Source organism: Bradyrhizobium sp. CCBAU 11361 (assembly GCF_028128935.1).
GTDB classification, from domain to species: Bacteria; Pseudomonadota; Alphaproteobacteria; order Rhizobiales; family Xanthobacteraceae; genus Bradyrhizobium; species Bradyrhizobium niftali.
The window spans coordinates 89,862-112,277 of the sequence record NZ_LBJZ01000199.1 but is presented as its reverse complement, the minus strand read 5'-3'; the positions used below and the strand labels follow the sequence as shown (position 1 = coordinate 112,277).

Genomic DNA, 22,416 nt, shown 5'->3' with positions numbered 1-22,416 from the left:
GTTGCGAGATGGTGGGCACGGCGCTGTCGCGCCTTTTGCCCACCCTACGCATCCGTCACCTTCAGTTCGGCATCACATACGCATAGATGCGGCCGCGCGAGACCGGGGCCTCGCGGACGCGGTTGCCGTTGTTGCCGGAGATCATGATCGGATTGCCCTGCGCGTCGACGCCGGTGATGATTCCGACGTGGCCGCCGCGGCCGCCGCGCGACATCACCGCGATGGCACCGACCTGCGGGCCGGAGACACGCGTGCCGTAACGCGCGAACGAATTCGCCATGTCCGAGCCGGTGCCGTGGTGGCCGGTTTTCTCAAGCACCATGTTCATGAAGCGCGCGCACCACAGGCTGCCGCGCCCGGTCGGGTTGCCGCCGAGATAACGGCGCGCCTCGGACACGAGGCCCGATCCGCCGCCGAAACCGCCGCTCATACCCGTGTTGCCGGCGTTGCCAATGTCACCAGCGCTGCTCTTGTTGACAGCATGGCTCATGCTGGCAGCGCGGCTCACTTTGCCAGCGCGCCGCATGTTTCCGCCGATGCCCATGTCACCGCTGCCCATGTCACCGCCGCCCGCGTAGCGCATGTCACCCATGCCGCCGCTGTTGGCGTTCGGATCGTAGCTGGCCTGGGTGTTCATGAATCCGCCGGCCTGCAGCTGCGCCGCGCTGCGCTCGAAGCGCGAGCTGCGGGCCTGGTGCCGATAGTGATGATGTCTGCTGGCGTGATGCACGTAAGCGTGCCGCTCTGCGCTATGACGGTGAGGCCGCGCCGAGGCCGGAGAAATAAACGCGGCGACCGCCGCGAAGAAAAGCGCCAGCGCGACAACACAACGCGACAGGCGAGACGCAAACAACTCGAACATTAGTCATCCTTCGTTGACACCCCCACTCCCAGCCGGCCCGTGCGCGGCCGACATCCGCCGGGCCGTAAAGCTTCCGGATGTGGCGAGAACAAGACGCCGCGCGGCGGCGGGAATTAACGCTTCGGTGAATTGCTGCGATGATTTTGTGTCGATGCAGGTCTGTTGCCGCCGCATTGCGGACAACAGCATTAACTGCAATTCTCGAAACAACGGCTTGAAGAGAGGGAAACGGTTAATGCCCCACGCCACGACCAGGGACGACGTCCGCATTTATTTCGAAGAGGCGGGCCAGGGAACGCCGATCATTTTCCTGCACGAGTTCGCTGCCGACTACACCAATTGGGAGCCGCAGATGCGTTACTTCTCGCGCGGCCATCGCTGCATCACCTATTCGGCGCGCGGCTACACGCCGTCGGACGTGCCTGAGGGCGAGGTCTACACCTACACGCATTTCTACACCGACGCGCTCGCGGTGCTCGATCATCTCAGGATCGATCGTGCGCATCTCGTCGGGCTCTCGATGGGCGCCTACTCATCGCTTCAGGTCGGACTGAACGCGCCGCAGCGTGCGCTGTCGATGACGCTCGCCGGCGTCGGCTCCGGCTCGGAGATCGAGAATCTCGACGCCTGGCGCGAGCAATGCCGCGCCAACGCCGAGCAGTTCGAGACGCTCGGCTCCGCGGAGGTGGCAAAAGTCACGCGCGAGGCGCCGAGCCGGATTCCGTTCCTGGTCAAGGACCCGCGCGGCCACGCCGATTTCTACGCCGCGCTGGCGCGGCACGATGCCAAGGGATCGGCGCGCACGATGCGCGGCTTCCAGGGCGGCCGTCCCTCGATCTACACCATGACGGACGCGATCAGGGGCGTCGCAACGCCGGCGCTGATCATCTGCGGCGACGAGGACGATCCCTGCGTCGGGCCGAGCCTGTTCTTGAAGAAGCATCTGCCGGCCGCAGGCCTTGCGATGTTTCCGAAGTCGGGGCACGTGCTCAATCTCGAGGAGCCCGCGCTGTTCAACGAGACCGTGGAGCGGTTCGTCACGCTGGTGGAAGCGGGACGATGGCCAGTGCGCGATCCGAGGTCGGTGGCGGCGCATTAAGACGAAGGCGTCACCAAGTACTCCGTCATTGCGAGCGCAGCGAAGCAATCCAGGCTACCGCCGCGGAAATAGCCTAGATTGCTTCGTCGCAAGGGCTCCTCGCAATGACGAGTAACTACTTGCCCTGCCCGCGCGTCAGCAGAAACACCCCCTGCTCGCCGAACATGTTCCACACCCACCAGGGCAGGTTCAGCGGCACCGGGCGGCCATAGAGATCGAGTGCCACGGAGCGTTCCATCTTGACGTTGATCTCGTCGCAGAGCTCCACGAAATCCTTGATGGTGCAGAAGTGGATGTTGGCGGTGTCGTACCAGGTCGCCGGCAGGTTCTCGGTGCGCGGCATGTGACCGCCGATCAGGAGCTGGAGCCGCATCTTCCAGAAGCCGAAGTTCGGGAACGACACGATGGCGCGGCGACCGATGCGCAGCAGATTCTCCAGCACAACGCGCGGCTGCCGCGTCGCCTGGAGCGTCTGCGACAGGATCACGTAGTCGAAGGCATCATCGGGATAGTTGACGAGGTCGGTGTCGGCGTCGCCCTGCACCACCGCGAGGCCCTTGGCGACGCAGCGGTTGACGCCCTCGCGCGACAATTCGATGCCGCGGCCGTCGATGCCGCGGGTCTCCAGAAGCTGGAGCAGGTCGCCGTCGCCGCAGCCGACATCGAGCACCTTCGAGCCCGGCTTGACCATTTCGGCGACGAGCAGATGGTCGGCGCGAAAATGACCTGATCGTTCCGAGTCAAGGCCGCCCAACGGCAGCACTTCCTGCGCTGACATCCTAACTACCCTTGTTAGCTATTCTTGCCGTTGAGTCCGCGCGCCTTGCCTGCCGATTCCAGGAAGGCGCGGGCGATGTCGAAGAATTCGGGCACGTCGAGCAGGAAGGCGTCATGGCCGCGATCGGTCTCGATCTCGGCAAACGACACCCGCGCGCTCGACGCATTCAGCGCATGCACCAGCGCGCGCGATTCCGAGGTCGGAAACAGCCAGTCGCTGGTGAAGGAGACCACGCAGAAGCGTGTCTTGATTCCGGTGAACGCCTTCGCCAGCACGCCGCCATGGTCGCCGGCGATGTCGAAATAGTCCATCGCGCGCGTCAGATAGAGATAGGAGTTGGCATCGAAGCGCTCGACGAAGGACGAGCCCTGGTAGCGCAGATAGGACTCGACCTGGAAGTCGGCGTCGAACGAGAAGGTCGGCAGCTCGCGATCCTGCATGCGCCGGCCGAACTTGCGATGCAGCGCGGCGTCGGAGAGATAGGTGATGTGCGCAGCCATCCGCGCCACCGCGAGGCCACGATGCGGATGGATGCCGTGATCGGCATAGCCGCCATTGTGCCAGTCGGGATCGGCCATCACGGCCTGGCGGCCGAGCTCGTGGAAAGCGATGTTCTGCGCCGAGTGCCGCGTCGAGCAGGCAATCGCCAGCGCGGAATACACGCGCTTGGGGTAGGCCGCCGTCCATTGCAGCACTTGCATGCCGCCCATCGAGCCGCCGACCACCGCGAACAGCGTGTCGATGCCCAGCCGGTCGATCAGCATCGCCTGCGCGCGAACCATGTCGGGGATGGTGATGACCGGGAAATCCAGGCCCCACACCTTTCCGGTCGCGGGATTGATCGAGGCCGGCCCGGTCGAGCCCATGCAGCCACCGATCACATTGGCGCAGATGATGAAGTATTGGCTCGGATCGAGCGGACGGCCCGCACCGACCAATGTTTCCCACCAACCGGGCTTGCCGGTGACGGGGTGCACATTGGCGACATGCTGGTCGCCGGTCAGCGCATGGCAGATCAGGATCGCGTTGGAGCGGTCCGCGTTGAGCTCGCCATAGGTCTGGTAGGCGATCTGGAACGGCGAAAGATCGACCCCGCAGTCGAGCGACAACGGCTGATCGGCGCCGAAATGCGCGACGAGCGAACTCGGATGATCCACCTCATGCGACCGTTCATCGGCACTGATCGCGGGACTGGGAATCGACGTGACGCCAACCATCTCTGACCATCGACCTCGTTTGCGATCGGACTTCAGATCGCGACTGACATCAGGCCATAAAAAACCCGGCCTGAACGATAGGTTCGGCCGGGATCGAAAGCGTCCCCGGCCTGTTTAGCGAGTTTTTTAACGTGGCTGCAAGCCGGCCGGCTCAAATGACCACGGAACAGGCAAAACCTAGCGGCTTGGACGGTTTTCGTCAAGATACGGTCCGGATTGACCAAATTCGTCCCCGTCGCGTCAGCCGAAAAGGCCCAATTTCCCTTTGCATTTCTCTTTGCTTTCGCCGCTCCGACTGCCTAATCAAGACATCGACCGCAGCGGATCCGACCTGATGGACCCGCATTGGAACGCCTCTCAACAGCACTTGCCAGATATGTCCCAACGTCCGCCCGCGCCACCATCGTTGCAGGAATTGCGCAAGGAGATCGACGCGATCGACGAGGGCATGCATCGCCTCCTGATGCAGCGCGGCGACATCATCGACCGCCTGATCCAGGTGAAGCAGACCCAGGAGGTCGGCTCGGCGTTCCGGCCGGCGCGCGAGGCCGACATGATGCGGCGGATCGTGGAGCGCCATCGCGGCATCCTGCCGCTCGACACGGTCGAGAGCATCTGGCGCGTCATCATCGCGACGTTCACTTACGTGCAGGCACCGTTCGCGGTGCATGCCGACATCTCGGTGAGCGAGCCCGCGATGCGCGATTCCGTGCGATTCCATTTCGGCTTCACCGTGCCTTACGTCGCGCATTTCAGCGCGCAGGCGGCGGTCGAGGCGGTGGCGAAATCCAAGGGCGATCTGGCGCTGGTCTCGGCGACTTCCAGCCGCACCCCGTGGTGGCTGGAGCTGGAAGCCGAAGGCGCACCGAAGATCATCGCGCGGATGCCTTTCGTCGAACGCGCCGACCATCCGGCCGCGCTGCCCGTGTTCGCGATCTCGCGCGTCGCCGACAGCGCCCTGGTGACGGAGGTGGAGACCTTCAGCGTGCGTGTCTCCGGGTGGAATGCCGAGATCGCGCGGGCGCTGTCGCCGCTCGCCGACATCGTGGCGGTGCCCGATACCGCCTTCGACGGCGCGGCGCTGCTGGTCTCGGTCACGAGCGCGAGCAGCATCGACAAGATCAAGGCTGCCCTGATCGAGGCGGGGGCCTCGGTGCGCTCCACGGCCCTCGTCGGCAGCCACGCAACGCGCTATACGGTGCCCCCGACCGGGCCGAAATCGTAAGTCACGAGCCGCCTGCCATTCCGGAGTTGAAGATGTCCCGCCCCGTGCCGAACCCCGGCATTCTCGATATTGCGCCTTACACGCCCGGCAAGAGCCCGGTGCCGGAGCCGGGCCGCAAGGTGTTCAAGCTCTCGGCCAACGAGACGCCGTTCGGTCCCTCGCCCAAGGCGATCGCGGCCTTCAAGAACGTGGCGGATCATCTGGAAGACTATCCGGAAGGCACCTCGCGGGTGCTGCGCGAAGCCATCGGCCGCAGCTTCGGCCTCGACCCCAACCGCATCATCTGCGGCGCCGGCTCGGACGAGATCCTCAACCTGCTCGCCCACACCTATCTCGGCCAGGGCGACGAGGCGATCTCGACCACGCACGGCTTCCTGGTCTACCCGATCGCGACCATGGCGGTCGGCGCCAGGAACGTGATCGCACAGGAGACCAACTTCACCTGCAACGTCGACGCCATCCTCAAGGCTGTGACGCCGAAGACGAAGCTGGTGTGGCTTGCCAATCCGAACAACCCGACCGGCACCTATATTCCGTTCGACGAGGTCAAGCGCCTGCGCGCCGGCCTGCCCTCGCACGTGCTGCTGGTGCTGGACGCCGCCTATTGCGACTACGTCTCGCGCAACGATTACGAGATGGGCATCGAGCTGGTCGCCACCACCGAGAATACCGTGGTGACGCACACCTTCTCCAAGATCCATGGCCTCGCCGCGCTGCGCATCGGCTGGATGTTCGGCCCCGAGCACATCATCGACGCGGTCAACCGCATCCGCGGTCCGTTCAACGTGTCGACGCCGGCGATGTATGCCGCGGTCGCCGCGATCGAGGACACCGCGCATCAGGCGATGTCGAAGCAGTTCACCGAGACCTGGCGCAACTGGCTCACCGAGGAGATCGGCAAGCTCGGGCTGAAGGTGACGCCGAGCGTCGCCAATTTCGTGCTGATCCACTTTCCGACCGAGAAGGGCAGGACCTCGGACGAGGCCGACGCCTTCCTGACCAAGCGGGGCCTCGTGCTGCGGGCGCTGAAGAATTACGGCCTGCCGCATTCACTGCGCATGACCATCGGCACCGAGGAGGCCAACCGCCTCGTCGTCGACGGTTTGCGCGACTTCATGGCCGGCAAATGAGCGTACAGCCGCACTTCCAGCGCGTCGCCCTGATCGGCTTCGGCCTGATCGGCGGCTCGATCGCGCGCGCTGCGAAGCTCCAGGGCCTGGCCGGCGAGATCGTCACCACCGCGCGCTCGGAGAAGACGCGCGCCCGCGTGCTCGAGCTCGGCATCGTCGACCAGGTCGTGGCGACCAATGCGGAAGCGGTGAAGGATGCCGATCTCGTCATCCTCTGCATTCCCGTAGGCGCCTGCGGACCTGTGGCGCAGGAGATCGCCGCGCATCTGAAAGCCGGCGCGATCGTCTCCGACGTCGGCTCCGTGAAGGGCGCGATCGTCAGGGACATGGCGCCGCATCTGCCGAAGACCGTTCATTTCGTGCCGGCGCACCCCGTGGCGGGCACCGAGCATTCAGGGCCGGATTCCGGCTTTGCCGAGCTCTTCATCAACCGCTGGTGTATCCTCACCCCGCCGGAAGGCGTCGACGCATCGGCCACCGATCGCCTGCGCGCCTTCTGGGCCGCGATGGGTGCCAAGGTCGAGGTGATGACGCCGGATCATCATGATCTCGTGCTCGCGATCACCAGCCATCTGCCGCATCTGATCGCCTACACCATCGTCGGCACCGCCGACGAGCTGGCGCAGGTGACGGAGTCCGAGGTCATCAAGTTCTCCGCCGGCGGCTTCCGCGATTTCACCCGCATCGCCGCGTCCGATCCGACGATGTGGCGCGACGTCTTCCTCGCCAACAAGGAAGCCGTGCTGGAGATGCTCGGCACCTTCACCGAGGATCTCGCCAAGCTCACCCGCGCGATCCGGCGCGGCGACGGCGAAGCGCTGTTCGACCACTTCACCCGCACCCGCGCCATCCGCCGCGGCATCGTCGAGATCGGCCAGGATTCGGCGGCGCCCGATTTCGGCCGGCCGCATGCGCAGCTCGGCAAGAAGCCATAGCACACAGTCCCGTAGCCCGGATGAGCGTAGCGACATCCGGGACGGTCCCCGCATATCGCTTCGCTCATGCGGGCTACGCGCTCGCGACGAGGAGACAGAAACTAATACAGCGGCGGGATCTGGCCGACCTTGACCGGGCCGAGCAGCACGGCGCCGTCCACGAACTTCAGCGGGAAGCTGCGGGCCTTCTTGCCTTCCAGCGTGCTCTCGGTGCCGATCGAATTGATGCCGGCGGCAACGCCGGCATTGGCGTTCTGCTTGATGACCTTGCCGAGGCCCGGGACGGCGCGATCGAGCGCACCGAACAGATTGTTGAGATCCTGCGACTTCACGCCGGGCGCGACGCGGTCGAGGGTTGCCTGCGGCACGCCCTCTTCCAGCATCTTCTCGATGCCGAGCGCCGGGATCACCCGCTCGAGGCCGGTCACCGTCATCTGCAATTCGCCGTCGAGTCGGCCATTGGCCGAGAGTCCGAGCGTGCCGGCTGCGACCGCGATCATCTCGCCCTGCTGGATCCGCGACTGCACGATCTCGATATGGCCGCCGGCGGCCTGGATCTCGCGGAAGCGCTGCGGCCAGGGTTTTGGCGTGAGGTCGGAGAGGCCGGTGACCTTGGCGCGCGTGTCCGCCTCGAACGGCTCGGCGAGCAAGGGATGCACGCCCTGGATGCTGCCCTGCGCGACATGGAGCACGGTCTCGATCACGGGATGATCGGACGGCGATCCGTCCGCGAGGCGCCCGTGCAGCTCGACCTGCTTGGCGCGCGCGAGCGGCACCTGCACGCTGCCGTCGAGCCGGTTGATGACGGGATCGTCGAACACGATGGAGGCGCGGTCCGGCACCGCCGGCAGGCCGACCACGCTGCTGCGGCCCTTGCTCCAGTTCACCACGAAGGTGTTTTGCGTAACGCCGTCGGTGAGGGTCGCCGGCGCGGAGAATTCGGCGATGACGCGCTTGGGATCGTAGACCTGGGCGACGACCAGGATGTTGTCGAGCCTGGCCGTGAACGGCGTCTTGCTCGCGTTCTGCGAGACCAGGGCGACGCTGGCACCGGAGCACTGGACCTCGAACCGGAACGGGAAGCCCGCGATCGAGCGCTTGGCGCAATCATAGATGCGGCCGGACTTGGCCTCCTGCGCGCGCCAGGCGTCCGCGGCGATCTCGGCCTGCGAGGCGGCATAGAACCAGAAGCAGCTCCACGCGACGGCGAGGATCAGGAGGAGAACGGGTGCGATGAAAAGGCCCCAACGGGGGCGGCGGCCTGCGGCAACGGTCAGATTGGACATGCGGCGACCCTTTGACCCCAGATTTTGTCAAATGTAAGCGAGGTTGGCTTGCTCCGAAAGGCGGAGAATTCGCTTCGCTTGGGGGCGCGGGTCTGGTAGCCGTGCCCGCCATGTCGGAAATCACCCTCCCCTCCGTCACGACAGCCAAGGGCGACCTCTGGGTGTTCGGCTATGGCTCGCTGATGTGGCGGCCGGGCTTTGAATTCATGGAGCGCGTCCCGGCGCGGCTGGTGGGCGAGCATCGTGCGCTCTGCGTCTATTCCTTCGTGCATCGCGGCACGCCGGAGAAGCCGGGCCTGGTGCTCGGGCTCGATCGCGGCGGCGCCTGTCGCGGTATCGCCTTCCGCGTCGCCGAAAAGGACCGCGCCGACGTCGTCGCCTATTTGCGCGCGCGCGAGCAGGTGACGTCGGTCTATCGCGAGGTGATGCGCTCGGTGTGGCTGGAGAACGATGCGCGGCAGCGCGTCTCCGCACTCGCTTATGTCGTCGACCGCGGCCATGTGCAATATGCCGGCCGGCTGTCGCTCGCCGATCAACATCGCCACGTGCTCCAGGGGCACGGCCAGTCCGGGGCCAATCGCGACTATGTGACCGCGACGGTGAAGGCGATCGAGGCCGAAGGCTTTCGCGACACGCAGCTGCATCAGCTCGCGACGATGCTGCATGGGGAAGCGCATTCCCTGCACGCGCCGGCTCCGAGCGAAGACCGCGAAAGTCGCTAGCTGCCGGTCGGCGCGTAGCTCGGTGCCGAACCGATCAACTGCTCCTGCTCCTTGCGGCCCGCTTCGACGAGGCGGCCGGTTGCCTCTTCGATCGCCGTTTGCACGCGGGAGAGATACTCGTCCTTCGGCAGGCCCGCCGGCAGCGGATCGAGGAACTCCACCACCAGCGTGCCGGGATAGCGCATGAAGGTGCGGCGTGGCCAGAACAGGCCGGAATTGAGCGCGATCGGCAGACACGGCACGCCGCAGGACGAATAGATCTGCGCAAAGCCCGTCTTGTAGTCGGGAGGCGCGCCCGGCGCGCGGCGCGTGCCCTCCGGAAAGATCACGAGCTGGCGGCCGCTGCGCACCGCCACGCGTGCCCGCCGCGTCATGTCCAGCAGCGCCTTCACGCCGGCCTTGCGGTCGATCGCGATCATCCCGGTCTTGACCAGGAACTGACCGAACACCGGGATCTGCATGAGCTGGCGCTTGAGGATGAAGATCGGGCGGTCGAAGAATCCCGGCAACACGAAGGTTTCCCAGAACGACTGATGCTTGGCCACGATCACCAGCGGCCCCTGCGGAATCTTCTCCTGCCCGCGGAATTCCACCTTGATGTTGCAGATCACCCGCATCAGGACCAGCGTCGCCTTCGCCCACCATTCCGCAACCGTCAGCATGGCGCGCGGCGGCATCGCAAAGGTCGGCAGCGCCACGATCGCGAGACACACCAGCACGGCATAGAACAGCACGTTGAACACGAGCGAGCGCAGGAAAATCAAGAACATCGACGATCCGATCAATTGCCGATCAATTGGCCTGTGCGGTGGCGGGCCGCTTCGGCTGCATCCCGGGAGGCTGCTCCGATACTTCGGGCGAAAGGTCAATCCCGAAATCCTCCAGCCGCACCCTGAGTTCGGCCGCGATGTACTTGACATATTCCGACAGCAGCAGCCGCAAGGTGGACGCCGAGGCCCACCACGGCTCCTCGCGCCATTTGTCGCCGACCACGGCGAACGGGATCAGAATCGTCTCCGGCATCGCGTGCGAGAATTCCACCAGCGCGCGCGGCATGTGATAGTTCGAGGTCACCACGATCAGCGATTTGAACCGGCGCGCCTGCGCCCAGCGGCGCGCCTCCGCCGCATTGCCGCGGGTCGAGAGCGCGGTGCGGTCGAGGTCGACGCAGCAGGTCATGAAGGACTGGTTCTCCGGCAGCGTGCGGGAGATGTCGCTTGCGGTCGAGGTCGGATGCACGCCGGAAATCAGGAGCCGCCTGCCATAACCGGCAGCCAGCAGCTCCATCGCATCCGACACCCGCGAGGAGCCGCCGGTCAAGACCACGATGCCGTCTGCCTTGCGGTCCGGCACGATCTCGGCGCCGCGCAACTGCGACAGGAACGCGATGAAGCCCGCCGCCGCGCCGACGAAGGCGAACGCGATCGTCGACACCACGGCTGCGCGCAGCCAGCCGCGCGGCAATTTCGGCGATCGATCGTCGGTCGGCGAGGTCATGCGATGTCGGTAATCCCTTCCCCGGATGATTTTAAAACGTTTTGAGGCGAAGTGGAGTCCGGTTTATCGGGCTCCATCAACGTAGCGAAAACACTCGGGTCGCGAACTCGATCACCCTCTCCCCTTGTGGGAGAGGGTGGCTCGCCGCGGAGCGGCGAGACGGGTGAGGGGTTCTCTCCGCGAACTCGACGTTCGTGTGCGCGGAGAGACCCCCTCATCCGGCGCTTCGCGCCACCTTCCCCACAAGGGGAGAAGGAAGAAAGCAACTCAATCCACATCATTCAGCGTTGCGAACAGCGTCTGGCGCGAGGCGACGGCGGTGATGGCGCCGATCAGGACCGCCTGCACCGCGAGCACGACATAGCCGGAGGGCCGCAGCGAGAAGGTGCCGAGCAGGGCGGCGAACTGGTCGCCGACGGGCGTCCCTGAAAACCAGCCGGCGATCGACTCGGAGAAGCCGAACACCAGCATGGCGGCGCCGCCGCCGATCACGCCGCCCTCCAGGCCCAGCCTGAGGAAATGGCGCAGGAAGCGGTTGGCGATGTAGCGGTCGCCGGCGCCGACGAAATGCAGGACCTCGACGATCGGACGGTTCGCCGCCATGGCGCCGCGGGTCGCGAACGACACCGAGATGATGGTCGCGATGATGACGAGCGCGAGGATGCCGAGACCCGCGAGCACGGTGGCGTTGGTCATCGAGCGCATGCGCTCGATCCAGGCGCGGTGGTCGTCGACGCTGGCGCTTGGCGCCACTTGCGTCACGCGGACGCGCAAGGCGGCCAGATCGAGCGCCGTGCCGGGCTGCACGCGCGCGATGATCATGCGCGGCACCGGCAGATCGTCCATCGACAGTCCGGTGCCGAGCCAGGGCTCGAGCAGCTTGCCGCTCTCGTCCTTGGTGAACGGCTTGACCTCGACGATGCCGGCTTGGGCGCGCATCGCCTCGGTCACCGCGGCGGTGTCGCGCTCGAGGTCGCGCCCGGACTGCGGGCGAATCTGGATGGTGATTTCGCTGGCGACATCCGACTGCCATTCGGCGGCGGAGGCGCTGACCAGCAGCACCGTGCCGGTGGTCATCGAGGCGAGGAAGGTCATGATGGCGACGACGGCAACCAGCGCGCGGCCGTGGATCGAGGCGCGCGGCACGATCGGCGACATGTTGCGCGCCTTGGCCGGAAGCTGCGGACGCTCCTGTCCGAGATCGACCAGTACGCCGCGCTCGTCGGTCCTACTCATAGACGTGCAGCCGTCCCTGATGCAGCACCAGCCGCCGCGCCTCGTACTGGTCCATCAGGCCGATATCGTGGGTCGCGATGATGACGGCGGTGCCGGATTTGTTGAGCTCGATGAAAAGGCGCAGCAGGCGGCGGCCGAGCGTCGGGTCGACGCTGCCGGTCGGCTCGTCCGCGAGCAGAAGTTGCGGCCGCGAGATCACCGCGCGCGCGATCGCCGCACGCTGCTTCTCGCCGCCGGACAGGATCGGCGGCAGCGCGTCCATGCGCTCGCCGAGTCCGACCCAGCGCAGAAGGTCGATGACCTCCTTGCGATAGCTCGACTCGCTGCGGCCCATGACGCGGAACGGCAGCGCGACGTTCTCGTAGGTCGTCATGTGATCGAGCAGGCGGAAGTCCTGGAGCACGATGCCGATGCGCTTGCGCAGGTCGGCGATCTCGTCCTTGCCGAGTTGCGAAATATCGTGGCCGAACAGGTTGACGAGGCCGCGCGTCGGCCGGTGCGACAGGAACAGCAGGCGCAAGAGCGAGGTCTTGCCGGCGCCGGACGGGCCGGTGAGGAACTGGAAGGAGTGCGCCGGGATCTGGAAATTGAGGTCGCGCAGGATCTCCGGCCCCAGACCGTAACGCAATCCGACATTTTCGAACCGAACCAAGCTCAGCTCCGTTCGAGAGGGGGCGATGGCCGCGACGCGATGCTCCGCCACGCGCGATCAACGGTTTTTGCGACGGTTATGGTTTCCGGTTCGTTAACGGTCGCCCTGTAGCATCCAGGACGCCCGGGCCTCCGCGACCCTGGCATCGTCAAGACTCGTTCATGCATCAAGGCTCGTCCATGCATATCGTCTGCCCCCATTGTACGACATCCTACGCCATCAAGCTTGCGAGCCTTGGGGCGAACGGGCGGACAGTCCGCTGCTCCCGGTGCAAGCAGACCTGGGTCGCCTATGCCGAGGATGCCATCGAGGAGGCGTCCGTCCCGGCCATGGCTGCGGCCAGCCAGGCCGACGACCAGTCCGATCTCGCCGAGCAGTGGAACTCCTACGCCAAGGACGACGGCGCCACCGACACGCCTGTCGTCGACAGCCCCTCCATCGCCAGCGACTGGCCGGAGGAGGACGCCAGGGAGACCGAGGACGAATGGTCGGCGGCGGCCCGCGACGCCGAGGATGAGGTCGCCGGCGCGCAGCACCAGTCCTGGTTCCGCGGCCTGTTCAGCCGGCGCGGGGCGCGAGTGAGGCGTCAGGTCCCCACCGTGGCGCCGCGAAAGTCCCATTTCGGCCTGCCGACCGCCTGCGCCGCCATGGGCGCGCTGGTGCTGGCCCTGATCGTCTGGCGCGGCGACATGGTGCGGCTGCTGCCGCAGACCGCGGCCTTCTACAAGATGGTCGGCCTCGACGTTAACCTGCGCGGGCTGGCCTTCAAGGACGTCAAGCTCTCCAGCGAGACCGTTGACGGTAAACAGGTGTTGGTGATCGAGGGCGTCATCGTCGGCGAGGGCAAGAAGCCGCTCGACATCCCGCGGCTGCGCTTTGCGGTGCGCGACGCGCAGGGCGCGGAGATCTATGCCTGGAATGCGGTGCTGGAGCAGACCGTGCTGCGGCCCGGCGAACGCGCCTTCTTCCGCTCGCGCCTGGCCTCTCCGCCGCCGGAGGGCCGCAATATCGACGTTCGCTTCTTCAACCGGCGCGACATTGCCGGCGGCAGCGTGTAATCAGGCTCGCAAGGTCCGCACGGGAGGTTGGTCCCAAGGTTGGTCCCATGCCAAAAATCTTGATCGCCGACGACGAGGATTCGATGCGCCAGCTGGTGGCGCGCGCCATCGCCATGGACGGGCACCAGACCGTGACCGCGCAGGACGGCGCCGAGGCGCTGGAGATCCTGACCCGCGAGGACGGCGCATTCGATTTGCTGCTCACCGACATCCAGATGCCGGTGATGGACGGCATCGCGCTGGCGCTCTCCGCCGCGCGCGATTTCCCCGACCTGACCATCCTGCTGATGACCGGATTTGCCGACCAGCGCGAGCGCGCCTCGAACCTCAACGCGCTGGTGCATGACGTCGTGACCAAACCGTTCTCGGTCGCCGACATCCGCACCGCAGTGGCGGACGCGCTGGCGGCGAAGAAGCGGTAGCGCGCGGCCGCCGCAGTTGCGTCGGCTATGCGTCTATGACGCGACGCCGCCGCTATACATTCGGTGTCGTCCTGGCGAAAGCCAGGACCCATACCGCGTGATTTATCTGTCCGAAATGGAAGTCGTACCGGGCAACCAGCCTTCGCCAAACGCCTCCCTGGGGTAATGGGTCCTGGCTTTCGCCAGGACGACATTGGGGAGGCATCGAGGCTATCGCCTCTAGAAATCCTTCAGCAACCGCTCGATATAGTCGAGCTCGATCTGCGGACGCGAAGTATCGCCGAGGCGGCGGCGGAGTTCTTCGAGGATGCGGCGGACGCGCTGGGCGTCGATCTCGCCCGGAATCTTGACCGTGTAGTCGTCGCTGAACTCGCGGCCGTGAAGCGGGCGACCGAGCGGATCGGTCTGATTGCCGCCGCTCTGCTGGCGGCCGGCCCGGTTGCCCGGACCATCGCCCTGCCCGTCACCATCGCCCTGCTGCATCGCCTCGGCCATCTTCTGCGCACCCTTGCGCAAGGCTTCGAGAGCCTTGCCCTGCGAGTCCACGGCACCATCCGCATTGCCCTCGCCGAGCTTTGAGCCGGCATCGCCCATGGCACCGTCGGCGGTGTCCAGGCTGCCGTCATCATCGCCCTGGTCACCGTCCTGATCGCCATCCTGGCCGGGCTGTCCCTGATCGCCCTGCTGACCTTTCTGGCCCTGTTGCCCTTTCTGGCCCTTTGGTCCCTTCTGCGTGAGGCCGCGCTTGGCGAGCTCGTCCTGCAACTTCTTCAGCCGGTCGCGCAGCGCCTGCTGGTCCTGCTGGAGGTCCGACATCGACTGGTCGCCCTGCGGCTTGCCGCGCGAGCGGTCACGCCGGGAATCCTGGCCCTGCTTGTAGGTCTTGTCGCGCAATTGCTGCTGCTTGCGGATCATGTCGCTGAGCTCGTTGAGCGCCTGCTCCATGTCGCTGTCGCCGGATTGGCCGGGCTGCGCCATCTGGAGATTTTCCATGATCTGCGCCAGCTGCTCGAGCATGCGCTGCGCCGCCTCGCGATTGCCTTCGCGCGCCGCCTTCTCGATCTGCTTCAGGAGATCGTCCAGATCCCGCTGCGTGATAACGGAGCGATCGCGATTGGAGGACTGGTTTCTTTCCGTCGCGCGCTTGTACTCCTCGAGCTTCTGAATGGCATCGGATTGGTTGCTCAGGCTGCGCCCGGACTCCTTCTGGCGCAGGTTATCGCCGGCATCCTGCATCGCCTTTTCCGCGCCATCGAGCAGCGCATCGGGATCCTGATCCTGCTGGGCAGCGACGGACGGGAGGCCTCCCAACAGGAAGGCGAGGCAGGCGATCGACATCGCCTTCAAGACTGGCACGCGTGCTAGCTTCCGCATTTCCGGTCCCGCGTAAACTGGTTGGCCCCGTCGTCTCCCGCCTTGGCCCGGTTGCTCGCCGACTTGCGATAGGCCTGAAGCTGCTGGCGCAATGCGTCCTGCTGCTGCGCCAGTTCCTCGAGCTGCTCGGGCGTCGCGTGCTGGGTCTTTTGTCGCAGCTCGACGGCCTTGTCGAGGATGAGCTGGACCTCCGCCGGGAACGGCTGCCGGGGACCCAGCGGATTTTGCTCGGCGCGCCGGGCGAGGTCGCGCACCTTGCCGGCCATGGCCTCGCGGAGCTTTTGCGTCAGCACCCGGATCTCGTCCTCGCTGGCACCGCGCTCCAACGCCCGCTTGAGCGCGTCCTGCGCCGAGCGCAGCGCGGCATTGACGCTGCCGGCGACACCGTCGTCCTCGATGGTCACCGCGAACGCCCACATGCTCGCCACCACGTCACGCATCGCGTCGTCGGTGCGGGCCGCCTCGAGCTGGAGCGCCAGGCTGCGCAGACCGAGATAGCAGCCGGCATCCGGGGTGAACAATTCGGGCGCGATCATCAGCGCGTCGAGCGCGGCGTAGACGTCGGAATTCTTGTTGGCGTCGAGCGCGAGGATGCGGCGCTGCTCGATCAGCGCGCGCGCGAGCGGGTTCGTGAACAGCCGCTCGGGCAGGCGCATGTTGAAGGGTTCGCTTCTGGCCTCGTTGCCGGCCTCGTCCTTGGCGGCGAGCCTCAGCGTGACGTCGGCGCCGGCATAGGGGTCCTCGCTGAGGTCCTTCACCGTCTGGCCGACGCCGTTGCGGGTGCGCGCATTCGGCAGCACCAGCGGGAATTGCGGCGGCTGGAACAGCGGCCGTGCGGCAGCCTTGGTATCGCCGTCCTTGCTGCCATCCTTGGCATCGGCGGGGCGCAGGCCAAATTGCGCTTCGGCGCCGGTGACGCCGTAATCGTCCTCGATCTTGTAGGAGAGCTGAAGCGCACCGCGCGCCTGGCGCTCCGGATCCTTGGCCAGCGCAATCGTCGGCGCGCGGTCCGGCGTCGCCGCAAACGACCATTGCGGCTGGCCGGCGGGCGCGCGGACATGCGCGGTGCCGTCGCCGGTGATGGCGAAATGCTTCTCGTTGGTGCCCTTGGGCGTGGCTTCGGTGGGGGCGACCTCCTTGAGGCCGCCGGAGACGGCGACATCCAGGCTGCCGCCGGAGGAGCGCACGATCAGGGTCGAGCCGGCGGGAACGGCGAGCGGGCCGCCGGCGGGCAGCGCCGCGGCCTCCTTGTTGGCGGCCGACAGGATCACCGGCGGCTTGCCGGTGTAGAGCGGCGGCGTGACCCAGGCATCGACGCGAACATTGGTCGGCGCCAGCACGCCGTTCCAGTCGAAGGCCGCGCCGAGCCGCATCGCGCGCTCGTTGCCGGCGGCGAAGAAGGTCGCAACCAGCATCACCATGACCAGCGCTCGCAGCGCCCAGGGATCGTGAAGAGCGAGCCGCGGGCGCGGCAGACCGGCACGGATGCGCTTGAGCGAGGCCAGCGTACGCTCACGCTGCGCCTGCCACAGCGCCTTCGCGACCGGGTCCTGCGAGGTCAGCGTGTCCGTGAGCGTGGTGGCGGGGCGGTGACGGATGCCGGAGCCGCGGTCGAGCCGGCTCAAAGCTTCCTCGCGGCTCGGCCAGCGGAAGCGAGCCAGCGGGAACAGGGCCGCAATTGCGATGCCGGCGAAAACGACGAGACCAATGGCGCGGGCAAGGAACGGCAGCGCCAGCCAGAGACCGGCCCAGGACAGCGCCAGGAACAGGCCGACGACGGTCAGAAGCCGCGCCAAATTCGGCCAGGCACGCTCCCACGCGATGGCATATCTGGCCCGATCGAGGGCCTGCGCCAGCTTCAGCCGCGGCAGAGCGTCGCCATCGCGGATCGGGTCTGACGGGTCGGGGGTGACGCCGTTCAATCAGCTCTCCAAGTTGCCCGGGAGAGGAGAGCGTATCACAACGGCAGCACTGAGGCATCCGTTCCTGTACGGGAGACACCCCTTTTCCCGCATAACACGAGGACGTGACTGGCCCGCCGCAACCCCGTAATTTCCGCGCCGCCATCCAGGGACAAGCAAAGGGAAAACGAAGGAAACGCCATGGACAAGAAGATGCACGACAAGGGCCTGGAAGTCCGCAAAGCGGTGCTGGGGGAAGCCTATGTCAACAACGCCCTGAAGAACGTCGACGATTTCAACCGTCCGTTCCAGGAGATGCTCAACGAATATTGCTGGGGCACGGTGTGGGGCCGCGAGGAACTGCCGCGCAAGACCCGCAGCATGCTCAACATCGCGATGATCGCGATCCTCAACCGCCAGCACGAATTCCGCGCGCATCTGAAGGGCGCGCTCACCAACGGCGTCACCCGCGACGAGATCCGCGAGATCCTGATGCAGGTCGCGATCTATGGCGGCATGCCGGCCGCAGTCGACAGTTTTCGCATCGCGCGCGAGGTGTTCGCGGAGATCGACGGGAAGGCGTGAGGGGGCGGGCTCTCTCCACTGTCGTCCCGGACAAGCGAAGCGGAGCGTAGCGCCGATCCGGGACCCATAACCACAGGCGGATGTGGTTAGCGGGACTCGGAGTGACCGCTTTCGCGCTGCGACTCCTCCCTGGGGTTATGGGTCCCGGATCGGCGCGCGCTTGAGGCGCGCTTGTCCGGGACGACACCGGGGATAGAGCGCGGATTTTCACGACAACAACGAATAATCAAAACAAGGAACACCATGGACATCGGATTCATCGGCCTTGGAAACATGGGTTTCCCGATGGCGCGGCGGCTGGTCGAGGCAGGCCACAAGCTCGTCGTGTTCGACACGCGCAAGGAGGTCGTCGACAAGCTCATCGCGCGCGGCGCAACGCCAGCGACATCGCCGAAGGACGTGGCCGATCAGGTCGAGACCGTGATGGCGAGCCTGCCCTCGCTGCAAGCTTCGCTCGAAGTTGCAACGGGGACGAACGGCGTGATCGAGGGCAAGCGCGTCAAGCGCTTCATCGATCTGTCCACCGTCGGCTCGACGATGGCTTCGAAGATTCACGCCCTGCTCGCCAAGCGCGACATCGTGCAGATCGACTGCCCCGTCTCCGGCGGGGTCGGCGGCGCCGAGAAGGGCACGCTGGCAGTGATGGTGTCGGGGCCGAAGGCGGAGTTCGAGCTGCTGAAGCCGGCGCTCGATGTGATCGGAAAGGTGTTCTTCATCGGCGAGAAGCCGGGCGCAGCCCAGACCATGAAGCTCGCCAACAATTTCCTGTCGGCCGCTGCGATCGTGGCGACGTCGGAAGCGGTCGTCATGGGTGTGAAGGCCGGGCTCGATCCCGCGGTGATGATCGACGTCATCAATGCCGGCTCGGGCATGAACACCGCGAGCCGCGACAAGTTTCCGCGCGCGGTGCTGCCGCGCACGTTCGATTTCGGCTTCGCCACGGGGCTGATGGTGAAGGACGTCCGCCTCGCGCTGGAGGAAATGAAGCAGCTCGGCCTGTCGATGGAGGTCGCTGATGCCGTCGGGCGCCTGTGGGAGACCGTGATCAGCGCGGAAGGCGCCGATTCCGATTTCACCGCGGCGATCAAGCCGATCGAGAAGAAGGCGGGGGTTGTGGTTGGTGGGAAGACCGGCGGATTGGCGGGGAAGTAACACGCCAATCTCTTCGTCGTCCCGGCGAAGGCCGGGACCCATAACCACAGGCGGATGTGATTACGGGGACTCGGAGTTACCCGCTTCGCGCCACAACCCCTCCCTGGGGTTATGGGTCCCGGCCTTCGCCGGGATGACACCGTGATTGTTGAACCGGCGTGGCCTCACAGCCACGGCGCCGGCGTGTCCATCGCGATCAGCTGCTCGACCTCGATGCGCGGGCGCACCACGGCGTATTGGTCGCCCTTCACCAGCACCTCGGGCACCAGCGGCCGCGTGTTGTAGGTGCCGGCCTGCACGGCGCCATAGGCTCCGGCGGTCATGATGGCGAGGAGATCGCCCGCCTTCGGCGTCGGCAGCGTGCGGTCGAGCGCGAGATAGTCGCCGGTCTCGCAGACCGGGCCAACGACGTCGGCCACCATCGTCGCCGCATCCCTGGCCGGCTGCGTCACCGGCAGGATGTCGTGATGGGCCTCATACAGCGTCGGGCGGATCAGGTCGTTCATCGCGGCGTCGATGATGACGAAGTTCTTACCGTCGCCATGCTTCACATAGATCACCTTGGCGACCAGGATGCCGGCATTGCCGACGATCATGCGGCCCGGCTCGAACATCAGCGTGCAGCCGAGATTGTGACTGACGCGCTTGACCATCGCGGCATAGGCATCGGGCGCCGGGGGCGCCTCGCGGTCCATGTAATAGGGAATGCCGAGGCCACCGCCGAAATCAACATGCGAGATGTCGTGGCCGTCGGAACGCAGTGTCTGCACGAATTCGGAGAGGATGCGGAACGCCGTCTCCATCTTGGACAGGTCGGTGATCTGGCTGCCGATATGCACGTCGGTGCCGGTCACCTGGATCCCGGGCAGCTTCGCTGCGCGCGCATAGACCTCGCGGGCATGCGCGATCGGGATGCCGAACTTGTTCTCGGACTTGCCGGTGGAGATCTTGGCATGCGTGCCGGCGTCGACATCGGGATTGACGCGCACGGAAATCCGCGCGGTCTTGCCCATCTCGGTCGCAAGGCGCGACAACAGCTCGAGCTCCGGCTCGGATTCGACGTTGAGACAGAGGATGTCGGCGGCGAGCGCAGCGCGCAGCTCTTCTTCCGTCTTGCCGACGCCGGAGAACAGGATCTTGCGGGCGGGAATGCCCGCGGCCAGCGCGCGCTTCAATTCACCGCCGGAGACCACGTCGGCGCCGGCGCCAAGCTTGGCGAGCGTACGCAGCACCGACTGGTTGGAGTTCGCCTTCATGGCGTAGCAGACCAGCACCTTCTCGCCGGCGAAAGCATCGGCGAAGACGCGGTAATGCCGCTCCAGCGTTGCGGTCGAATAGCAATAGAACGGCGTGCCGACGGTTGCAGCCAGCTCGGACAGGTTCACCGCCTCGGCGTGCAGCACACCGTTGCGGTAGTCAAAATGGTTCATGGCTTTGGCTCAGTTGCCCAGCCTATCTGCTGGGTTTGTCGTCCAGGAGCGGGTCGAGAATAAACGGTTTCTTCCTGCCGCGGGACGCCGCAGGGGCGGCGTCGGCCCCGTAGGTGGGATTGAACACGCTCGGCGTCTTCTGGGCTTCGGTCTCGGTGTCGGTCGGCGCAGCACCGTTGGGCGCGGGCACATTGGAGGCGGTCGGCGGCAAATCCAGCGGGCCCTTGCGGCCACAGCCGGCAAGCGCGAGCGCCGTCAGGCTCAAGACAATGATGGCCCACCCCGAGCCGGCCGGGCGAAACTTTGACGTCACGACGAAATCCCCACTACGCGGGCCGCACCATACAGAGATTGGCGCACTCTGGCGAGAGCCGGATGACCATGAAACATAAGCGAAATTTTGCCCTCAGCCCGATTTTCGCTCTTTTTCCAGCCGCTTCAGCCAGGCCTTGGCCTGGGAGGCCACGTTCTTCGGCGCGGTGCCGCCAAAGCTGGTCCGGCTCTTCACCGACGATTCGACCGAGAGCACCCCGAGCACGTCCTTGGTGATCCTGGACTCGATCGCCTGCATCTCCTTCAGCGGCAGCTCGTGCAGCGCCACGCCGCCCTCGGCGGCCTTGGCCACGATGCGGCCGGTGACGTGGTGGGCCTCGCGGAACGGCATCTTCAGCGTCCGCACCAGCCAGTCGGCAAGATCGGTCGCGGTGGCGTAGCCCTCGCCGGCAGCAAGCCTCATCTTCGCTTCATCAGGCACGAGGTCGCGGACCATGCCGGTCATGGCGCGGATCGCGAGCGACAGCGCGGCGAAGCCCTCCATCGCGCCCTGCTTGTCCTCCTGCATGTCCTTTTGATAGGCGAGCGGCAGGCCCTTCATCACGATCAGGAGACCGTTGAGCGCGCCGATGACGCGGCCGGTCTTGGCGCGCACGAGCTCGGCGGCATCCGGGTTGCGCTTCTGCGGCATGATCGAGGAACCGGTGGTGAACTTGTCGCTGAGCCGGATGAGACCGACCAGCGGCGAGGTCCAGATCACGATCTCCTCGGCAAAGCGCGACATGTGCACGGCGCAGATCGAGGCCGCCGACAACGTCTCCAGCACGAAGTCGCGGTCGGAGACCGCGTCGAGCGAGTTCGCCATCGGCCGGTCGAAGGCAAGCGCCTTTGCGGTCGCGTGGCGATCGATCGGGAACGAGGTGCCGGCGAGCGCGGCGGCGCCGAGCGGCGATTCGTTGAGCCGCTTGCGCGCGTCCTGGAAACGGCCGCGGTCGCGCGCGGCCATCTCGACATAGGCGAGCAGGTGATGGCCGAAGGTCACGGGCTGCGCGGTCTGGAGATGCGTGAAGCCGGGCATCACGGTGCCGGCATGCTCCAATGCGCGCTCGACCAGCGCCTGCTGAAACGCGGCGAGCGCCGCATCGGTCTCGTCGATGACGTCGCGGACGAACAGACGGAAGTCGGTGGCGACCTGGTCGTTGCGCGAGCGCGCGGTGTGCAGCCGCCCGGCGGCGGGGCCGATCAGCTCGGACAGGCGGCTCTCGACATTCATGTGAATGTCCTCGAGCGCGCGCTTGAACGTGAAGCCGCCCTTGCCGATCTCTGACAAAATCGTGTCTAGACCCTTGCCGATATTTTTCGCATCAGAGGCCGTGATGATGCCCTGCGTGGCCAGCATCGCGGCGTGGGCCTTGGACGCGGCAATGTCCTGGGCAAAGAGGTGACGATCGACGTCGATGGAGACGTTGATCTCTTCCATGATCTCATCGGGACGTTCCGAGAACCGGCCGCCCCACATCTTGTTGCTCATGATCCCCTGCTCACGCCTTGCTTGTCGGTGGCCACGTTTGCTGGCCGCCGC

22 protein-coding genes and 1 riboswitch are annotated in these 22,416 nt (G+C 66.0%); of the genes, 9 read left to right on the top strand and 13 right to left on the bottom strand.

The genetic code is table 11. The features are described from left to right. Window positions 1–61 precede the first annotated feature (61 nt). The gene (locus XI08_RS42065; protein WP_271578937.1) at window positions 62–862 is read right to left on the bottom strand and encodes a TIGR02594 family protein; all 801 of its coding nucleotides are present in this window, start codon (window positions 860–862) and stop codon (window positions 62–64) included. A 235-nt stretch (window positions 863–1,097) separates the two neighbouring features. Between XI08_RS42065 and XI08_RS42060 the strand changes: the two genes are divergently transcribed. Continuing rightward, window positions 1,098–1,961, top strand: a complete 864-nt coding sequence (locus XI08_RS42060; protein ID WP_271578936.1) for an alpha/beta fold hydrolase — start codon at window positions 1,098–1,100, stop codon at window positions 1,959–1,961. A 115-nt stretch (window positions 1,962–2,076) separates the two neighbouring features. Here XI08_RS42060 and metW read toward each other — a convergent pair whose 3' ends face one another. Then, window positions 2,077–2,739, bottom strand: coding sequence for a methionine biosynthesis protein MetW (metW, locus tag XI08_RS42055; protein ID WP_271578935.1), 663 nt, complete (start codon window positions 2,737–2,739; stop codon window positions 2,077–2,079). 14 nt (window positions 2,740–2,753) lie between these two features. Beyond that, window positions 2,754–3,956, bottom strand: coding sequence for a homoserine O-acetyltransferase MetX (gene metX, locus XI08_RS42050; RefSeq protein WP_271578934.1), 1,203 nt, complete (start codon window positions 3,954–3,956; stop codon window positions 2,754–2,756). Window positions 3,957–4,049: 93 nt separating this feature from the next. After that, window positions 4,050–4,129: riboswitch (SAM riboswitch) on the bottom strand. A gap of 203 nt (window positions 4,130–4,332) precedes the next feature. On the opposite strand from metX, the gene XI08_RS42045 reads away from it, so the two are divergent. Genes XI08_RS42045 through XI08_RS42035 form a run of 3 tightly spaced genes read left to right on the top strand, consistent with a single transcriptional unit; the run spans window position 4,333 to window position 7,246 of the window. Beyond that, on the top strand, window positions 4,333–5,181 hold the full coding sequence (locus tag XI08_RS42045) for a chorismate mutase (protein WP_271578933.1): 849 nt from the start codon (window positions 4,333–4,335) through the stop codon (window positions 5,179–5,181). A 32-nt stretch (window positions 5,182–5,213) separates the two neighbouring features. Continuing rightward, entirely contained in the window at window positions 5,214–6,311 is a 1,098-nt protein-coding gene (locus XI08_RS42040) for a pyridoxal phosphate-dependent aminotransferase (protein WP_271578932.1), read from the top strand. Continuing rightward, window positions 6,308–7,246, top strand: a complete 939-nt coding sequence (locus XI08_RS42035; RefSeq protein ID WP_271578931.1) for a prephenate/arogenate dehydrogenase family protein — start codon at window positions 6,308–6,310, stop codon at window positions 7,244–7,246. The genes XI08_RS42040 and XI08_RS42035 overlap by 4 nt, the downstream gene beginning before the upstream one ends. Window positions 7,247–7,347: 101 nt before the next feature. Here XI08_RS42035 and XI08_RS42030 read toward each other — a convergent pair whose 3' ends face one another. Continuing rightward, the gene (locus XI08_RS42030; RefSeq protein WP_271578930.1) at window positions 7,348–8,532 is read right to left on the bottom strand and encodes a DUF2125 domain-containing protein; all 1,185 of its coding nucleotides are present in this window, start codon (window positions 8,530–8,532) and stop codon (window positions 7,348–7,350) included. Window positions 8,533–8,642: 110 nt separating this feature from the next. On the opposite strand from XI08_RS42030, the gene XI08_RS42025 reads away from it, so the two are divergent. After that, entirely contained in the window at window positions 8,643–9,254 is a 612-nt protein-coding gene (locus XI08_RS42025; protein ID WP_271578929.1) for a gamma-glutamylcyclotransferase, read from the top strand. Here the strand turns inward: XI08_RS42025 and XI08_RS42020 are convergent. The 4 genes from XI08_RS42020 to ftsE form a co-directional block, all read right to left on the bottom strand. After that, window positions 9,251–10,024 (bottom strand): lysophospholipid acyltransferase family protein, encoded by a 774-nt coding sequence (locus XI08_RS42020; RefSeq protein ID WP_271578928.1) that lies wholly within the window; start codon window positions 10,022–10,024, stop codon window positions 9,251–9,253. The two genes, XI08_RS42025 and XI08_RS42020, sit on opposite strands and share 4 nt — an antisense overlap. Window positions 10,025–10,046: 22 nt before the next feature. Next, window positions 10,047–10,751: a YdcF family protein gene (locus XI08_RS42015; RefSeq protein ID WP_027544303.1), complete on the bottom strand. Its 705-nt coding sequence runs from the start codon at window positions 10,749–10,751 to the stop codon at window positions 10,047–10,049. Between the two features lie 267 nt (window positions 10,752–11,018). Continuing rightward, complete coding sequence (locus tag XI08_RS42010; protein WP_271578927.1) at window positions 11,019–11,987, bottom strand: cell division protein FtsX; 969 nt, start codon at window positions 11,985–11,987, stop codon at window positions 11,019–11,021. Then, on the bottom strand, window positions 11,980–12,639 hold the full coding sequence (ftsE, locus tag XI08_RS42005; protein ID WP_027544305.1) for a cell division ATP-binding protein FtsE: 660 nt from the start codon (window positions 12,637–12,639) through the stop codon (window positions 11,980–11,982). Before ftsE ends, XI08_RS42010 begins: the two co-directional genes overlap by 8 nt. A 179-nt stretch (window positions 12,640–12,818) precedes the next feature. Here ftsE and XI08_RS42000 point away from each other — a divergent pair, with 179 nt between their 5' ends. After that, window positions 12,819–13,697 carry an MJ0042-type zinc finger domain-containing protein gene (locus XI08_RS42000; protein WP_167771110.1) on the top strand — a complete coding sequence of 293 codons (879 nt, stop codon included), beginning with the start codon at window positions 12,819–12,821 and terminating at the stop codon, window positions 13,695–13,697. 47 nt (window positions 13,698–13,744) lie between these two features. Next, window positions 13,745–14,119, top strand: a complete 375-nt coding sequence (locus tag XI08_RS41995) for a response regulator (protein WP_135176387.1) — start codon at window positions 13,745–13,747, stop codon at window positions 14,117–14,119. 219 nt (window positions 14,120–14,338) lie between these two features. On the opposite strand, the gene XI08_RS41990 is transcribed toward XI08_RS41995, so the two are convergent. Beyond that, on the bottom strand, window positions 14,339–15,493 hold the full coding sequence (locus XI08_RS41990; RefSeq protein ID WP_271578926.1) for a DUF4175 family protein: 1,155 nt from the start codon (window positions 15,491–15,493) through the stop codon (window positions 14,339–14,341). Beyond that, complete coding sequence (locus XI08_RS41985; RefSeq protein WP_271578925.1) at window positions 15,481–17,415, bottom strand: TIGR02302 family protein; 1,935 nt, start codon at window positions 17,413–17,415, stop codon at window positions 15,481–15,483. Before XI08_RS41985 ends, XI08_RS41990 begins: the two co-directional genes overlap by 13 nt. A 180-nt stretch (window positions 17,416–17,595) precedes the next feature. Here XI08_RS41985 and XI08_RS41980 point away from each other — a divergent pair, with 180 nt between their 5' ends. Both XI08_RS41980 and XI08_RS41975 read left to right on the top strand, forming a co-directional pair. Then, entirely contained in the window at window positions 17,596–17,979 is a 384-nt protein-coding gene (locus XI08_RS41980; RefSeq protein WP_008567285.1) for a carboxymuconolactone decarboxylase family protein, read from the top strand. A gap of 243 nt (window positions 17,980–18,222) precedes the next feature. Then, a complete protein-coding gene (locus XI08_RS41975; RefSeq protein ID WP_271578924.1) occupies window positions 18,223–19,131 on the top strand; it encodes an NAD(P)-dependent oxidoreductase in 909 nt (302 codons plus the stop codon). Window positions 19,132–19,295: 164 nt separating this feature from the next. Here the strand turns inward: XI08_RS41975 and lysA are convergent, their stop codons facing one another. From lysA to argH, 3 genes are all read right to left on the bottom strand, one after another. Further along, window positions 19,296–20,561, bottom strand: coding sequence for a diaminopimelate decarboxylase (gene lysA / locus XI08_RS41970; RefSeq protein ID WP_027544311.1), 1,266 nt, complete (start codon window positions 20,559–20,561; stop codon window positions 19,296–19,298). A gap of 22 nt (window positions 20,562–20,583) precedes the next feature. Then, window positions 20,584–20,874: an LPS translocon maturation chaperone LptM gene (lptM, locus tag XI08_RS41965; protein WP_027544312.1), complete on the bottom strand. Its 291-nt coding sequence runs from the start codon at window positions 20,872–20,874 to the stop codon at window positions 20,584–20,586. A gap of 93 nt (window positions 20,875–20,967) precedes the next feature. Beyond that, window positions 20,968–22,365: an argininosuccinate lyase gene (gene argH / locus XI08_RS41960; RefSeq protein ID WP_271578923.1), complete on the bottom strand. Its 1,398-nt coding sequence runs from the start codon at window positions 22,363–22,365 to the stop codon at window positions 20,968–20,970. Window positions 22,366–22,416: the final 51 nt, after the last annotated feature.

Coding starts and splice junctions, on each gene's coding strand:
- XI08_RS42065 (WP_271578937.1), bottom strand. CDS start 862: ATGTTCGAGTTGTTTGCGTCTCGCCTGTCGCGTTGTGTTGTCGCGCTG.
- XI08_RS42060 (WP_271578936.1), top strand. CDS start 1,098: ATGCCCCACGCCACGACCAGGGACGACGTCCGCATTTATTTCGAAGAG.
- metW (WP_271578935.1), bottom strand. CDS start 2,739: ATGTCAGCGCAGGAAGTGCTGCCGTTGGGCGGCCTTGACTCGGAACGA.
- metX (WP_271578934.1), bottom strand. CDS start 3,956: ATGGTTGGCGTCACGTCGATTCCCAGTCCCGCGATCAGTGCCGATGAA.
- XI08_RS42045 (WP_271578933.1), top strand. CDS start 4,333: ATGTCCCAACGTCCGCCCGCGCCACCATCGTTGCAGGAATTGCGCAAG.
- XI08_RS42040 (WP_271578932.1), top strand. CDS start 5,214: ATGTCCCGCCCCGTGCCGAACCCCGGCATTCTCGATATTGCGCCTTAC.
- XI08_RS42035 (WP_271578931.1), top strand. CDS start 6,308: ATGAGCGTACAGCCGCACTTCCAGCGCGTCGCCCTGATCGGCTTCGGC.
- XI08_RS42030 (WP_271578930.1), bottom strand. CDS start 8,532: ATGTCCAATCTGACCGTTGCCGCAGGCCGCCGCCCCCGTTGGGGCCTT.
- XI08_RS42025 (WP_271578929.1), top strand. CDS start 8,643: ATGTCGGAAATCACCCTCCCCTCCGTCACGACAGCCAAGGGCGACCTC.
- XI08_RS42020 (WP_271578928.1), bottom strand. CDS start 10,024: ATGTTCTTGATTTTCCTGCGCTCGCTCGTGTTCAACGTGCTGTTCTAT.
- XI08_RS42015 (WP_027544303.1), bottom strand. CDS start 10,751: ATGACCTCGCCGACCGACGATCGATCGCCGAAATTGCCGCGCGGCTGG.
- XI08_RS42010 (WP_271578927.1), bottom strand. CDS start 11,987: ATGAGTAGGACCGACGAGCGCGGCGTACTGGTCGATCTCGGACAGGAG.
- XI08_RS42000 (WP_167771110.1), top strand. CDS start 12,819: ATGCATATCGTCTGCCCCCATTGTACGACATCCTACGCCATCAAGCTT.
- XI08_RS41995 (WP_135176387.1), top strand. CDS start 13,745: ATGCCAAAAATCTTGATCGCCGACGACGAGGATTCGATGCGCCAGCTG.
- XI08_RS41990 (WP_271578926.1), bottom strand. CDS start 15,493: ATGCGGAAGCTAGCACGCGTGCCAGTCTTGAAGGCGATGTCGATCGCC.
- XI08_RS41980 (WP_008567285.1), top strand. CDS start 17,596: ATGGACAAGAAGATGCACGACAAGGGCCTGGAAGTCCGCAAAGCGGTG.
- XI08_RS41975 (WP_271578924.1), top strand. CDS start 18,223: ATGGACATCGGATTCATCGGCCTTGGAAACATGGGTTTCCCGATGGCG.
- lysA (WP_027544311.1), bottom strand. CDS start 20,561: ATGAACCATTTTGACTACCGCAACGGTGTGCTGCACGCCGAGGCGGTG.
- argH (WP_271578923.1), bottom strand. CDS start 22,365: ATGAGCAACAAGATGTGGGGCGGCCGGTTCTCGGAACGTCCCGATGAG.